Genomic DNA, 14,627 nt, shown 5'->3' with positions numbered 1-14,627 from the left:
GAGCCGGGGTGTGCTTTCTCTTGGTTACTTCTCTTTGCACAAGCAAAGAGAAGTGACTCCACCGCCGAAGGGCGGTGGAAGAAGGCAATAGATCAAGCAAAAAAACTAGCAACAACAGCAAAGCTTGGCGGGTCACGGCGCTATCGCGCCTAACCCGCCCTACGGTATGGGTTAGGGCATTGGTGCGTGCGCCTTGGAAGGTGCCCGCCGAACGTGAAGTGTTCAGGCCGCGCGCCATTGGTAGTCCTTCGACTCCTGCGCAAAACGCACGAAGTAATCGATGGCGTCCGGATTCATCATCGCGTCGCGGCTCGCTGCCTTCTCCAGCGGCATGCCCAGCAAAAGCTTGCGCACCGGCACTTCCATCTTCTTGCCGGTCAGCGTGTAGGGCACCGCGTTCACCGCATAGATGCGGTCGGGGACATGGCGGGGGCTGCAGTCCTGGCGCAGGCGTTCGACGATGCGCTTCTCGATGCCGGCATCCAGAACCGCGCCGTCCTTGAGCTTCACGAACAAGGGCATGAAGAACTTGCCGCCCGGCAGCTCCACGCAGACGATCAGGCTGTCCGCCACCTCCGGCACCTGCTCCACTGCGCGGTAGATCTCGGCGGTGCCGATGCGCACACCGTGACGGTTGAGCGTGGAGTCGGAACGGCCGTAGATGAAGCAGCCGCCCCGGCCGTTGATCTTGATGAAATCGCCATGACGCCAGATCGGCGCGCCCTCGCGCTCGAAGACATTGAAGTAGGACTCGCGATAGCGCTTGCCGTCCGTGTCGTTCCAGAAATGCACCGGCATCGAGGGGAAGGGCTTCACCGCCACCAGTTCGCCGACCTCGTCGACCAGCTCGCGCTGGCCATCGTCGCTCAGCGCACGCACGTCCATGCCCAGCAGCCGGCACTGGATCTCGCCGGCGTAGACCGGCAGCGTGGGCGAGGCACCGACGAAGGCACTGCACAGCTCGGTGCCGCCGGATTGCGAGGTCACCCAGAGATCCGACTTCACTGCCTGATAGAACCACTGGAAGGTTTCCGGCGTGCTCGGCGAGCCGGCCACCAGCACCGCTTCCAGGCGTGACAGATCGTAAGTCTCGCCGGGCTTGAGGCCGGCCTTCTCCATCATCTGCACGAAGGTGGGACTGGCGCCGAAATTGGTGGCGCCGGTGTCGGCGGCCAGCTTCCAGAGCAGGTCCGGCTGCGGATGCACCGGGCTGCCGTCGTAGAGCACCGCCGCGCTGCCGGTGAGCAGGGCAGCGATCACCAGATTCCACATCATCCAGCCCGTGGTGCTGTAGAAGAACATCGCCGAGTCGGGCGTGAGGTTGATGTGGAAATGCATCACCTTGAGATGTTCGAGCAGGGCGCCGGCGTGACCATGCACGATGGCCTTGGGCAGGCCGGTGGTGCCGGAGGAGAACACCACCCACAGCGGATGGTCATGCGCGACCTGCTCGTAGGCGAAGTCCGCTGCCGGCACCGGCGCGTGGTCCATCAGCTGTGACCAGAGCACGGTGTCGGGCAGATCGGCGGGCGGTGGCGACGGATGCAGATACGGCAGCCAGACGATGTGTTCCAGGCTCGGCAAGGCGCCGGCGATCTGCCGCACCTCGTCCTCGCGCGAAAAATCGCGGCCGCCGAAACGGTAGCCGTCGGCGGCAAAGAACAGCTTGGGCTGAATCTGCGTGAAGCGCTCGACCACGGTCTTGACGCCGAACTCCGGCGCCGCCGAGGACCAGACCGCGCCGATGGCCACCGTGGCCATCATCGCAATCGCGGTCTCCGGCACATTGGGCATGTAGGAGACCACGCGGTCACCGGGCTTCAAACCCAGCTTGCGCAACTGCGTGGCCAGCACGCGCACCTGCGCGCCCAGCTCCTGCCAGCTCATCTGCCGCAGCGGGCGGTTCTCGGTGAGATGGTGAAACGCGGTCTTGCCGGGCGCGGCGACCTGCTCGTGCCGCAGCAGATGCTCGGCGTAGTTCAGGCGCGCGCCTTCAAACCACTTCGTGCCGAGCATGCCTGCGCCGCTGAGCACGCGCTGATACGGCGCGCTGGCCTGCACCTGGAAGTAATCCCAGATCGTGGCCCAGAAGCGGCTCACGTCTTCCACCGACCAGCGCCACAGCGCCTCGTAGTCGGTAAAGCTCAAGCCATGCTGCTCGCGCAGATAGCGCTGGTAGCGCGTGATGTTGGCGCGGTCCACGAATTCGGGACGCGGGCTCCAGAGATGTTCGCCTTCACGAACCATGCTTGTTCCTCGAATGGGTGATCAGCCGCGCAGCGTGGCCAGACGCTGCAGCACGGCCTCCGGCTGCGCGCCGGCGGGGATTTCGACATAACGCAGGCCGCCGGGCGGACAGGCCGGCGGCGGCGCGCCATCCCAGAAGTCCGCAGCCAGCAGCAGACCGGCGGGGCCCTTGGCCGCAGGCTGCGGCGCGATCTGCAGATCGATGCCCTCGGCATCTTCGCAGCGCCCGCCGGGCGAGAGCAGCGCGCAGCGCCAGCGATAGTGGGCGGCGACATTGAGGGCGCTCTGATACAGGGCGAGCACTGCCGGCGGGGCCGGTTCGCTGTCGGCGGTTTCGCCGAGCAGCAGCACATCCAGGCCGGACTCGCCGAAGGCGCGCAGGAAGTCGGCCAGATACAGGCTGGCGCTGTCGATCTCGTCCTCGCCGATCTCGGTCTGTGCCTCGTCGCCATGCGCGAGACGATAGGCCTGCAGCAGCCAGAGCCTGGGCGTGGGGCAGACCAGGGCCAGCGGCGTCTGCGCGAAGCTCGCGCGCAGTCCGGCGGCCAGCTCCTGCAGATGCGCGCGCAGCGCTTCGTCGGCAAGCAGGGTCTTGAGCGGATACACCGCGCGGCGCTTGGCCGCCATGGCCTCGCGCAGCGCGCCGTGCGCCGCCAGCCAGGCCAGCACGACCTGCTGCACGTCCAGACTCAGCACATCGCTCTTGAGCAGGCCCTGCGCCTTGCGCTGCCAGGCGACGTAGCCCGTGGCGTCCAGCCAGGGAATGCGCCCGCCGGCGAGCAGATCACCGGCATAGCGCGTGTAGTCCAGCCACAGCGCATGGCCACGCTGCAGCACTGCGTCGAGCTGGCTCATGCGGCGGTGTATCCGCCGTCGAGCACCAGCTCGCTGCCGGTGATCCAGCGCGCGGCATCGGAGGCCAGGTACAGCACCGCGCTGGCGATATCGCTGGGTGCGCCGAAGCGGCCCATGGGATGCGCGGCCTTGAACGCGGCCTCGGCGGTGGCGTAGTCCGGCATGATTTTCAGATCCACGAAGTCCTGCACGAACTGCGTGCCCATGGCGGTGGCGACGATGGCCGGATGGACCGAGTTGATGCGCACCCCCGTGCCCAGCTGCGCGCATTCCACGGCAGCGGCTTTCGTCAGCAGGCGCACCGCGCCCTTGGAAGCGTGATAGGCGATGTGTCCGGTGGTGCCGATCAGACCCGCCACCGAGGACAGATTGACGATGCTGCCGCCGCGTCCGGCGGCGCCGCCGGGCGACATCGCCGCCACCGCGTGCTTGACGCCCAGGAACACGCCTTCGACATTCACCTGCTGCACGCGGCGGAAGTCTTCCAGCGAGCACTGCGTGAGCAGGGCGCTGGTTTCGATGCCGGCATTGTTGACCAGCACGTCCAGGCCGCCGAACTGCGCGATGCTCGCGGCAATCGCCGCCTGCCACTGGCTTTCCTGCGTCACGTCCAGCTTCTGGAAGGCGGCGCGACCGCCGGCCTTGACGATGGCGGCCACCGTCTCGCGGCCCGCGCCTTCGGCGACATCGCTGACCACCACCGCCGCGCCGGCCTGCGCCAGGGCCTGGGCGATGGCCGCGCCGATGCCGCGCGCCGCGCCGCTGACCAGGGCGGTCTTGCCGTCGAGGCGAAAGGCCTTGCCGTAATCGTATTGCTCACTCATCTGGTTCTCCTCCATGGGCGGGTCTTGCCCGTTCATCCGCTTCGATGTTCTGTTGTGCCGAATCGGGATGAACGGGCAAGCCGCGCTTCCCCACCGCTCAAGCCTTGCTTTCGCACGCCGCCAGCTTCGCTTTCAAAGCCTCGTTCTGTGCCTGCAGTTGCAGGATCTGCAGATCCTTGGGATTGGGCATGAACACGCCGCTCATCGCGCTGGCCGGCATGTTGCTGCGCAGGCCGATGGCGGGATTCACGGTCCAGATCACGCTGTTGTCGTTCCAGCTGCCGAAGTAGGGCACGTTGGTGGGCGGCTCGGGCTTGACCCATTCGATGCAGAACTGCTCGAAAGGCTTGCCGCGCTGGATGCGCGCCAGGCGCGTCTGCGCGCGCAGCTCGGCGGTGGCCTGCTCATCCACGATCAGGGTCTTCTCGTCGTAGACCACCTTGTAGATATCGCGCGCGTTCTCGTGCGACATCAGGTCTTCGGCCAGATCCTTCATCACCAGCTTGGGATCGCGTTCCAGCACATCACCGTAACCGCCGCCCGAACCCTGGCAGATCATGTAGATCTCGCCTTCATTGCACAGCTCGAAGGTCATGCCCATGTCATTGCTGCTGTACTGGCCGCCCTTGATGGGCTGCTTGTTCATCAGCTCGACGATGTCGAACACTTCCACCACCTTCGGGTCCTTGCGCAGCTCTTCGAAGATGTTGATGCCCTTGATCTTGAGCAGCTGGTAGGACGGGCAGGAATAGCCGCCGAACAGGCCCTGCGCGCTGGGGAACTTGCTGCCTTCGCAGCCGGTCATGAAGCCCCACATGCCCGAGCCGCGCGCGGTGGCGATCTGCTCATAGCCCATGCCGCCGCGATACTTGCCCCAGCCGATGCGGTCCTTGGCCAGACGCTGTGCGCCCAGGCGGATGATGGGGGTGTCTTCCTCGTTGATCTCCTGCTCGCCCGAATCGCACATGAAGCCGAACACCGGCGACACCGAGTGCTCGCCGTCGGCATGGCTGCGCGCGCCCTGGCCGTTGCCGTTGATGTCGGAGCAGAAGTTGCCGGTGACATCGCCGTGCTGGGTGAGGCCGCCGTAGATGAAGGTGGCGGCCTGGTCGTACTGCGAGGCGATGATCGCCGAGTAGCGCGTCGGCACGCTGTAGTTGAGCTTGTTCATCGGGATGGTCCAGGCCACGCAGGCCTTGAACATCGGCATCAGGCTCATGGCCTGCGGCATCTCGCCTTCGGCGTCGATGATCGAGTTGCGGTCGCTGATGATCTCGATGGGCGAGAGCACCGCCATGGTGTGCGGCAGATCCGGCCAGATGTTCTGCAGCAGGCCGGTGCACAGCGCCGCCTTGAACGAGGCGATGTTGGTGTTCACCGCGCGGTTCATGAACTGCGGCGCGCTGCCGCGGAAGTCCATGATCAGGCGCTCGCCCTTGACCGTGATCGCCAGGCTCAGCTTCTGCAGGCAGTTCTCGCGCAGGCTGGAGTCCATGAACTGCAGCACGCGCGTGGTGCCGTCCGGCATCTCGCGGATGCGGCGGCGCATCTCGGTTTCGGTGTCTTCCAGATGCAGGCGCAGCGTGCCCATCAGCGCGTCGCGACCGAACTGGTCGAGGATGGCGATGATGCGTTCCCGCAGGCGCATCACCGCGTGCAGCTTCACCTTCATGTCTTCCAGCTGCAGCTTGGGATCGCGCACCGAGTTCTGCAGGAAGGTGACCAGGTCGCGCTTCAGGCGGAAGTTCTCCACCACCTTGAAGGGCGACATCTTGATGCCCTCGTCGTACTTGCTCTCCGCAGCGGCCGGCATGCCGCCCGGCTCGCAGGCACCGTTCTCGCCCTCGTGGATGGTGCTGGACAGCCAGCACACCAGCTCGCCCTTGTAGAACAGCGGCATCATCATCGACTGGTCGGTGTTGTGCACCCCGCCGTAGCGCGCGTCGTTGTGGATGAAGCCGTCGCCGTCCTTAACACCCACGGTGGGGTCGGTGATCCAGTTCTTGATGATGAAGCGGATCGGATAGAAGCAGCAGGCGGCGAAGGCGATGATGCCGTGCGGCGCGATCATGGCCAGATCGCCCTGCGCGGTGTAGATGCCGGTGACCAGATCGCCCCATTTGGCGCCGGGCGCAGCACCCATCTGGTTGACCATGCTGAAGGCTTCCGAGAGCGCGGCATTGATCAGGCCGCGCACATGGTGCACCTGATGCGTGTCCAGGCCCTTCTTCAGGATCTCGTCCTCCACGCTGGAGCGCGGCTGGATCGAGTGATTGCGCATGATCTCGGGATCGGGGCCGAGGAACAGCTTGTTGTCGGCGAGGAACTTGTCGATCAGGACCTGTTCTTCGGCAGAAATCTTGTCGTGCATTTGTCTCTCCTTCGTAGGGCGGGTTAGCGCCACAAGGCGCGTAACCCGCCGGACCGCGCGTGATGGCGGGTTACGGCGCTGTCGCGCCTAACCCGCCCTACGAACTGCGATTACTGTTTAAAGAACCACACGCCGCCTTGCGCCGCGGCCTGATAGGTCCAGTCCGGTTCCACCAGATAGGTGGTGGCGCGGGTGACCACGATGGCGGGGCCGGCGATGCGCGTGCCTTCGGCCAGGGCCTGCTCGTCGTAGATCGGCGTGGCCAGCGGCTTGTCGCGACTGACGAAATGGCATTCGCGCTGGCCCACCGGCGCGGGCGGCGGCAGGGTCTTGTCGGTGAGCGTGAGCGGCGCGAAGGTGACCTTGGGCTGTTCCACATAGGCGCAGACGCGCAGGGTGTTGATGCGCACGCCGGTTTCCGGCGACTGGCTGCCTTCGCCGAAGCGCGCGCCGTAGCTCTGATGGAACTGGTCCATCAGCGCCAGCACGTCCTTCTGCGATTTCAGACGCAGCAGCGGCGTGACCACAGCGGTCTGCACGCGCTGGTTGCCGTAGCGCATGTCCAGCTCCAGGCGGTAGCGCACATCGGCGGCGTTCATGCCCTGACGCGTCAGGTCCTCGCGGCCGCGCCGTTCCAGCTCCTCGACATGGGCGTTGAAGCTGTCGTAGTCGGAGAAGAAGGTCTTGGCATTGGCGTCGAACAGCACGGTCCAGGTGCTCATCTCGTGGATGTGCATCTGGTTGACGTTGCCGGCGCCGCAAGCCGAGAAGGTGGAGGAGTAGGGCGGCGCCAGGATCCGGCTCACGCCCAGCGCATTGGCGATGCCACAGGCATGCAGCGGGCCGTTGCCGCCATAGGCCAGGATGGTGAAGTCGCGGGGTTCATAGCCGCGCGTGCGCAGCTCGGTGGCGATGCCATTGGCCATGCTCGCATCGACATTGCGCTTGATCAGCTTGGCGCATGCCACCACGTCCATGTCCAGCTCATCGCAGAGCTGATCTTCCACGGCCTGGCGTGCGCGGCGGGCATTGAGCGGGATGCGGCCGCCGGCGTAGTTCTTCGGGTCCAGATAACCCAGCAGCAGGTCGGCATCGGTGACCGTGGGCTTGAGGCCGCCACGGTCGTAGCAGGCCGGGCCCGGATCGGAGCCCGCCGACTGCGGACCGATTTCCACCGAGCCGAACAGACGGTCGTAGCGCGCGATGGAACCGCCACCGGCGCCGAGCGTGACCAGATGCACCATGGGAATGGACACCAGCCAGCGGTCGATCACCGGATTGAAGTCGTAATGCTTCACGCCGCCCTGATCGACGATGCCGATGTCGAAGCTGGTGCCGCCCATGTCGGTGGCCACCACATTGCCCAGCTGGGCCACCGCCGCCAGATGCTCGCTGGCGGCGATGCCGGACACCGGGCCGGAGTGCACGGTCTGCAGCGCGTCGGTGGAATTGAGCTGCGCCATGCCGCCGGAGTTGTGGCTGACCAGCATGGGCTTGGTATAGCCCTGCGCGCGCAGGTTGAGTTCCAGCGTGCCCAGACCGTGATACATGATCTGGTGCAGGAAGGCGTCCATGATCGTGGAGGTGCCGCGCGCATACTCGCCCTTGCGGCCGGCCACCTGATGCGAGAGCAGCATGGGAATGGCGCCGAGCAGATGCGCGGGATATTCCTCCAGGAAAATCTCGCGCACGCGCAGCTCGTGCGCGGGATTGACCACGCTGTTGGTGAACATCACCACCAGCGCTTCGGCGCCGGCGTCCACCAGCTCGCGGATGCGCAGGCGCACATCGTCCTCGTCCAGATCCCAGAACACCTTGCCCAGATAATCCACGCGCTCGCGCACCTCGCGGATCATCGGAATGGGCACGATGGGCTGCGGGCGCGAGGCATTGGGGATGTCCATCTGCGCGGATTCCGGCAGGCCTTCGCCGTAGCCGCGCGCACGCGACAGCGGGATGGTGCTCTTGAAGCCGGTGGTGACCAGCAGGCCCACGCGCGGCCCCTTGCGCTCGATCAGGGCATTGGTGCCCAGGGTCGTGGAATAGCGCACCGAATCCACTTCCGAGAGCAGCGTGGCCGGCTCCAGCTTCAGCTGGCGGCAGGCATCGCCCAGCGAGTCATTGAAGCCCAGGGCCAGGTTGTGATGCGTGGTCAGGGCCTTGCCTTCGATGTACTGGTTGTCCCAGACCACGAAGCAGTCGGTGAACGTGCCACCGATATCGACGGATACTCGTTTCATCGCTTGTCTCTAGGCTCGCGGTTCTTCAGTGCTGATGGCCGTGCGTCCTGGCATGCAGGGCGCGATGGTTGAGGACCTTCTCCAGGGCGAGGTCCGGGCCGACAGGCGGTTCGGTGACTTCCTGGCGATCCTTCCATTGCAGCTTCAGCGCATCGATATCCAGTTCGATGTCGTGCAGCGGCGGATGACCGGGCGGCAGGTATTCGGCTTCCACCAGGGTTCCGCACTGCGCGCAGTAGTACTCCAGGATGCGGCACCAGTTGGGATCGGGCGAGTAGGTGCGCTCGTACTTGGCGGGGTCCAGCAGCGGCTTGTGGACCTCGCGCGGGTCGCGGTCATAAACCAGCAGGCCCTTCTTGTAGTTGTCGCGCGCGCTGCCATGTTCGTGGCCGCAGCGGCGGCATTCCCATTGCTCGGTATCGAGGTTGATGCGCAGATATTCGGTGATCAGGACTTTCATGTTCGGGTTGCCTCGCGATCAGGCGCGGCTCAGCAGGATGTCGCCTGCCGCATTGATTTCGAATTGCCAGCCGGCTTCGACGCGGCCGGTGAAGAAGCTTTCTTCCAGCACGCAGGGGCCGGCGGCCTTCACGCCGCCGCTCTGCTCCTCGACGCGATACAGCGGCACGGCCTGGTGCTTGCCGCCGGCCAGCAGCTCGCGCTTGCCGGCGGGCTTGGCCGCCGCCTGGGCCTTGCCGAAGCTGCCGGAGAGCTGCGCGCGGGCGATGGGGCGGGTGACTTTCAGCAGCAGGCTCAGCGCGCCCTGTGCGGGCAGCTTCGCGGGCAGGGCCTCGCCGCTGAGCGGCAGCAGCGTGTCCTCGTGCTGCAGGAAACTTTCGATCTGGCAGCTGGCCAGATCAAAGCCTTCGGCGAACATGCCGCGCTTGGCGCGTTCCAGCAGCTGCTCGCGCGCGGCACGCAGGCCGGCGGCGTCGCGGCTGGCCAGCGGCAGTTCGTACTCGTGTGCGATATCGGAAAAGCCGATGCCGAAGGCGGAGAACACCGCCGCCAGACCGGGAATCACCACCTGCCGGATGCCGGCGGCTTCGGCGATGCGACAGGCCACGAAGGGGCCGCCGCCACCGAAGGCGGCGAGCGTGGTGTCGGCGTCGATGCGGGCGTAGGCCTTCAGGGCGTCGGCCACCTTCAGTACCCAGGCCTGTTCCATGGCCTGCGCGGCGTCTTCCACGGAGAGCTTCAGCGGTTTGGCGATGTGTTCGCTGATGGCGGCGCGCGCGCGTTCGATATCGATCTTCAGCTCGCCGCCGAAGTAGCTGGCCGGATCGAGCAGCCCTAGCACCAGGAAGGCATCGGTGATGGTGGCCTGCGTGCCGCCCAGACCGAAGCAGGCCGGTCCCGGCGCGCCGCCCACGGATTCCGGACCCACCTGGATGCGCTCGCCCACGACCTTGATGATGGACGAGCCGCCGACGCCGACGCTGAGCACATCGCAGAGCGGCAGCGAGGTGCTCACGCCTTCGATCCTGCCGCGACGCTCGGTGCGCACCTGACCGCCCGAGACCAGGCTCAGGTCGGTGGTGGTGCCGCCGATGTCCATGCCCAGCAGCTGCTTGAAGCCATAGTGCTGTGCCAGGGCCTTGCCGCCTTCGGCGCCGCCGCGCGGGCCGGAGGAATAAGTCTTCACCGCCGCCGTGCGCGAGATGCGCGCCGAGGCGCCGTCGTTGCGGAAGATCAGCAGCGGGTTCTTGGTCTTGTACTCGCGCAGGCGGTGCTCGGCGTTGTACAGGAAGCGCTCCATCGCCGGATGCAGGAAGGCATTGAACAGCGCGCTCCAGACGCGGCGGCTGTCGTCCTCGTCCTGCACCACCTCATGCGAGTAGAGCAGCGGAATCGCGCCGAGCAGATGCGGCGGAAACTTCTTCAGCAGGATGCGCTTGAGGCGCTGCTCGGCGGCTTCACGGCCGGCGCCGCCCACCGCCACCACGATGCGGTTGGCGCCTTCGGAGGCGAGATTGTTGATGGCGCGGGTGAGGTTCAGCTCCAGCTCGGCTTCCGGCTGGTTCAGATCCAGGCTGGCGACGCGTGTTGCCACCAGGCTGGCGAAGACATCGCGGCTCTGCGCATCGGCCTGCAGGCGGGCGGCGTCGATATCCGACAGCAGCAGGCCCAGGCGTTGCCCCTTGCGTTCCACCAGGGCATTGGTGCCCTGCGTGGTGGAATAGCGGATGTGGTCGGTGGACAGCAGCAGGCGCAGCAGGTCTTCCTTGCCGTACACCGCGCTGCTGAGCTTGCGCAGGCCGTCGAAGAAGCACTTCGACAGATCGTAGGGGGTGGTCACCGACTTGGTGCGGTAGACCATCTCGCCATCGATCAGGCAGAAATCGGTGAGGGTGCCGCCGTTGTCGATGTTGATGAGCTTGCCGGCCTGCGACGCCATGCTCTGGGCGCTGACGCTCATGTGGAACTCCCGAAAGAATGGACAGCGACGCGCACGGCGCCGCCGTGGATGGAACTGCTCACGATGCCTCTCCTCTTTTATTGGCTTTTGCGTCGGCGCTCTCGCGCAGGGCGGGCCGACGACCGTGGGAGCAGACTAATCGCGCGGCCAGGCAAAGCCGCTACCCTGTCGGGTAGTTTTTGCCGCCTTCAGCTGGCGGCCAGACGCATCAGCGCGGCATTGGTGAGGTAGCAGTCGAAGATGCCCGGGTCGTTGACCTTGAAGTCATGCCCGCCGCTGATCCGCCGCACCTGTTCCAGGCGTGTCATGCGTCCGGTCTGGATGTCGAAGGCATGCACATGGCCCCAGGACCAGTAAGGATGCTGGCCGTCCATCACCCGCCGCGCGCCGGACTCGTAGAGCGCGTAGGCGCCGTCGAAGCTGCGGTAGGGCTCGCCGCGACGGTCGTAGCTGACCATGGCGATGGGTAGCTGGGTACGGGCATCGAACCAGACGCGTTTCCTGCTCACCGGCGCGCGGGGAAACTTCAGCGGTTCGGCTTCGACGACGATGGCTTCCGGCACGAATTCCACCTGCGTGTCCCAGAAGGTCTTGCCCTTGGGACCGCCATGGGTGTTGTGCTGCCAGTTCGGATGTCCGGCATTCCAGGCGCCGGACACCGAGGCCAGCAGTGGTCCGCGCGACACCACCCGGTAATTGCCCCAGGTGTAGAGCGGATCGCCGGCGGCCCAGGCGTCGGAGAGATACAGGGTGGAACCGGGAATCAGCGGCTCGAAGCGCTGGTTGGTGGGGAACTGGCGGATGCGCTTGAAGGCCGCGACATAGCCATAGAGTTCCGGAAACTGGTGCTGGTCATAGGGCCAGATATTGAGAAACGAGGTGCCCTTGATGCTGTCGGGCGAGACGAAGAACACCGACTGGTAGCGCAGCTTGTCTTCCCTGCCGGGCCAGTAGGGTTTGGGCGTGAGCGTGACGCGCGCCACCGGCGAGAATTCCGCCCAGCCGGATTCGTACTCGTATTCGATCTCGCCGCTGGCGGCCAGATCGTACTCGCGGATGGCATAGAAGCTGGCGTCGTGCCGGCCCCAGCTCAGGGTGAGCCCTGCGAACAGCTCCACCGGCGTTTGCGGCGCGGGAAAGGGATTGCCGCCGATCCAGGGCTTGCCGCCTTCCACCACCACATTGCCCTGCGCATCGAAGCGCGCCAGGCCGCGATTGCGCACCGTGGCTTCCAGATACTCCCAGGGACTCAGGCGCATGATGTCCTGCGTGGTAGGCACCACCTTCAGGCGCCGGCCCAGGCGCGCGATCTGCTGATACTTGATCGGTTCCAGCAAGTCCTTCACCAGTTCGACATTGCCGGCATCAATCTCATCACCGGCCTTGAGCCGGCCGCGCGTGTAGGCTTCCAGCGACTGCAGCTCTTCCGGATAGGCCTTGGCCGCCTCGCCGTTCTGGGCGATGGCGTCCCACAGCGGCATCAGCACGCCGCCGGCGACCGCGCCGCTGCGCACGGCCTGCAGGAAATGGCGGCGGCTGTACTGGCGGTCGTAGCGGAGCAGGCGCATGGGAAAGGTTCAAAAAAGAAGCCGGCAAACGAGGAGGCCATTTGCCGGCGTGGAGTCCGCAAATTGCGGCAAGGGGTGTAGGCGGCGGGCCGAAAAACGCCATCCCTGGCGTTTTTCAGGCCGCTGCTAGAACTGATATCCGACGCGTATGGTTCCCTCGTTGGCGAACTTGGCGGTGGAGAGGGCGTTGTTGTTGGGATTGCCGTAGACGGTATCGATGTAGGTGTAGAAGGCTTCGATGGTCCAGGGACCGGAGGGTTTCCACTTGATGCCGGGCTGCAGGAGCAGACCGCCCTTGGGGTCGTAGAGCGCGGCGAAGGCGGCGCGATAGATGTCCTGGGGGAAGGGCTGCTGGAAGGCGAAGACCAGATAGTTGGAACCGCCGGACAGGCCGGTGGGCACCGAGGTATCGGTACCGCCATAACCCTTGAGCGAACGGCCGAACAGATCGTCCTTGGTGCGATGCATGGCCTGGAAGACGAAGTAGGTGGCCGGGAAGGCCTGGGTGAAGCGGTAATACTTCTCCATCACCAGGGCGCTGATCGAATTGCCTTCGCGCAGGTAATTGCGGGACAGCGAGGGATTGGTGAAGACGCGGTTGGGCGTGTACGAGGTTTCCAGATTGATGATCAGCTGATCGAGAATCGAGCCGGGTTCACCCTCGGTGACATAGCTCGCGCCCAGGCCGAACACGTTCTCCTGGAAATACTCGCGGGCGATGTGACCGCGCAGACTGCCGCCGGCAGCGATGAAGAAGGTGTCGAGCTCGTTGTGCGCGGCATTGAAGGTGTCGGCATGCGAGGCCAGCAGCTGACCGGTGGCAGGCTGGAACTCGTCGATGCCGGCGTTGAGACCGGCCACGCCATCCAGGCGCACCATGGCGGCGTAGTGGAACCACTCGTCAGCCGAATACACGCCGCCCGGTGAGGCTTCAAACGCGGTCTGCGCCATGATCGGGCCGGTGGGATGCAGGGTGTTCTCGACCAGACCCAGGGGATTGCTGCTGGGCAGGGCCTTGTCCACGCCCGAAGCGGTCCAGCGGAATACGCCGTCCGGGTTGTAGCGGCGCACCGCCATGGCCTGGAAGCCCCACTGCCCGTAATTGCCCTTCAGGCGCAGACCGTAGCTGAACTTGTTGTCGTAGTTGCCATACAGATCATGCACGGTGAACTGCGCGGGAATGACGTTGTAGGCGGTGTTGGGATTGCCGAAGACCGTGGGCTGGAACTTCTGGAAGTAGGCATCGGCCAGCAGCTCGTCGGTGATCTGATAGCCGACACGCAGGGCCAGCGAGGGCACGCGTTTGTCGGAATACTCTTCCTGCGCGTAATCGAGAATGCTGTGGCGACGCAGGTCCAGGCCATTGGGCACATCGAAGACGCGGAAGAACAGGGCCTGGCCCCAGGCGATCTGCTGATTGCCCAGGCGCACGTTCAGCGGGCCGTGGTTGAAGTCGAAGAACAGGGCCGGGAAGTACACCATGTAGTTGCGGCCCGACCATTCCAGGGGATTGGGCTTGCCGCTGCCTTCGGCGTGATAGGCGAAGTAATTGGGCTTGCCCTGATACAGCGCCGGATCGCCGCCGCTGATGCCGCCGCGATCATCCGCCACCGAGCGCGCATCGAACTCATCGTAGTGGCCGGGATCGTAGATGCCGCGCACGCGCGCCACCAGGCCCAGGTCGGCATTGAAGTGCAGGCCCAGCTCCAGCTCGCCGCGCAGGATGTGGTAGCTGGTCCAGTTGTCGGAGCTGGCGATGGGGCGCGCGATGGTGTCGGCCAGCAGCGGATTGGGAATCTCGAAGCTCAGCGCGTTGACGCCCGGCACCGGCGTGCCCGGCACGCGCTGCACGCTGCGGCCGTTGTAGGGATTGCCGTCCTGGTTGTTGGGATTCTCATCCCCGGTCTTGAACACCAGCTCGGGACGGATGAAGCCGCCGAGCGTGTAATCCAGCCCGCTGAACCAGCCCTGCGATTCCTCCTGCGCGCTGGCCAGTGCCGGCCCCAGCAGCGCCGCGCCCGTGGCCATTGCCAACAGCGTCTTCTCCAGCCTTTTCATCATGCTCTCCCCATGGTCGTAAAGCCTGTACCAGCGCCGGAACGG

9 protein-coding genes are annotated in these 14,627 nt (G+C 65.5%); all 9 read right to left on the bottom strand.

Annotation, left to right across the window (positions count from 1 at the left end):
• Nucleotides 1–222: 222 nt before the first annotated feature.
• Nucleotides 223–2,247, bottom strand: a complete 2,025-nt coding sequence (locus BMY12_RS07075; protein ID WP_093283839.1) for an acetoacetate--CoA ligase — start codon at nucleotides 2,245–2,247, stop codon at nucleotides 223–225.
• Between the two features lie 21 nt (nucleotides 2,248–2,268).
• Nucleotides 2,269–3,102 carry a hypothetical protein gene (locus tag BMY12_RS07070; protein ID WP_093283837.1) on the bottom strand — a complete coding sequence of 278 codons (834 nt, stop codon included), beginning with the start codon at nucleotides 3,100–3,102 and terminating at the stop codon, nucleotides 2,269–2,271.
• Nucleotides 3,099–3,926: a glucose 1-dehydrogenase gene (locus BMY12_RS07065; protein WP_093283889.1), complete on the bottom strand. Its 828-nt coding sequence runs from the start codon at nucleotides 3,924–3,926 to the stop codon at nucleotides 3,099–3,101. The genes BMY12_RS07070 and BMY12_RS07065 overlap by 4 nt, the downstream gene beginning before the upstream one ends.
• Before the next feature lie 97 nt (nucleotides 3,927–4,023).
• On the bottom strand, nucleotides 4,024–6,297 hold the full coding sequence (locus BMY12_RS07060; RefSeq protein WP_093283834.1) for a hydantoinase B/oxoprolinase family protein: 2,274 nt from the start codon (nucleotides 6,295–6,297) through the stop codon (nucleotides 4,024–4,026).
• A gap of 110 nt (nucleotides 6,298–6,407) precedes the next feature.
• Nucleotides 6,408–8,537 carry a hydantoinase/oxoprolinase family protein gene (locus tag BMY12_RS07055; RefSeq protein ID WP_093283832.1) on the bottom strand — a complete coding sequence of 710 codons (2,130 nt, stop codon included), beginning with the start codon at nucleotides 8,535–8,537 and terminating at the stop codon, nucleotides 6,408–6,410.
• Nucleotides 8,538–8,562: 25 nt separating this feature from the next.
• Nucleotides 8,563–8,997 carry an acetone carboxylase subunit gamma gene (locus BMY12_RS07050; protein WP_093283829.1) on the bottom strand — a complete coding sequence of 145 codons (435 nt, stop codon included), beginning with the start codon at nucleotides 8,995–8,997 and terminating at the stop codon, nucleotides 8,563–8,565.
• 18 nt (nucleotides 8,998–9,015) lie between these two features.
• Nucleotides 9,016–10,956, bottom strand: coding sequence for a hydantoinase/oxoprolinase family protein (locus BMY12_RS07045; protein ID WP_093283827.1), 1,941 nt, complete (start codon nucleotides 10,954–10,956; stop codon nucleotides 9,016–9,018).
• Between the two features lie 188 nt (nucleotides 10,957–11,144).
• Nucleotides 11,145–12,524, bottom strand: coding sequence for a DUF1329 domain-containing protein (locus BMY12_RS07040; RefSeq protein WP_093283824.1), 1,380 nt, complete (start codon nucleotides 12,522–12,524; stop codon nucleotides 11,145–11,147).
• A gap of 126 nt (nucleotides 12,525–12,650) precedes the next feature.
• A complete protein-coding gene (locus BMY12_RS07035; protein ID WP_245732386.1) occupies nucleotides 12,651–14,582 on the bottom strand; it encodes a DUF1302 family protein in 1,932 nt (643 codons plus the stop codon).
• Nucleotides 14,583–14,627 lie beyond the last annotated feature (45 nt).

The organism is Solimonas aquatica, assembly GCF_900111015.1.
GTDB lineage: Bacteria > Pseudomonadota > Gammaproteobacteria > Nevskiales > Nevskiaceae > Solimonas > Solimonas aquatica.
Note: the sequence above shows the minus strand (reverse complement) of the source record. Positions and strands in the feature narration are given on the sequence as shown.

What these genes read in the sequence shown, in the direction of transcription:
- BMY12_RS07075 (WP_093283839.1), bottom strand. Translation starts at nt 2,247, where the DNA reads ATGGTTCGTGAAGGCGAACATCTCTGGAGCCCGCGTCCCGAATTCGTG.
- BMY12_RS07070 (WP_093283837.1), bottom strand. Translation starts at nt 3,102, where the DNA reads ATGAGCCAGCTCGACGCAGTGCTGCAGCGTGGCCATGCGCTGTGGCTG.
- BMY12_RS07065 (WP_093283889.1), bottom strand. Translation starts at nt 3,926, where the DNA reads ATGAGTGAGCAATACGATTACGGCAAGGCCTTTCGCCTCGACGGCAAG.
- BMY12_RS07060 (WP_093283834.1), bottom strand. Translation starts at nt 6,297, where the DNA reads ATGCACGACAAGATTTCTGCCGAAGAACAGGTCCTGATCGACAAGTTC.
- BMY12_RS07055 (WP_093283832.1), bottom strand. Translation starts at nt 8,537, where the DNA reads ATGAAACGAGTATCCGTCGATATCGGTGGCACGTTCACCGACTGCTTC.
- BMY12_RS07050 (WP_093283829.1), bottom strand. Translation starts at nt 8,997, where the DNA reads ATGAAAGTCCTGATCACCGAATATCTGCGCATCAACCTCGATACCGAG.
- BMY12_RS07045 (WP_093283827.1), bottom strand. Translation starts at nt 10,956, where the DNA reads ATGAGCGTCAGCGCCCAGAGCATGGCGTCGCAGGCCGGCAAGCTCATC.
- BMY12_RS07040 (WP_093283824.1), bottom strand. Translation starts at nt 12,524, where the DNA reads ATGCGCCTGCTCCGCTACGACCGCCAGTACAGCCGCCGCCATTTCCTG.
- BMY12_RS07035 (WP_245732386.1), bottom strand. Translation starts at nt 14,582, where the DNA reads ATGAAAAGGCTGGAGAAGACGCTGTTGGCAATGGCCACGGGCGCGGCG.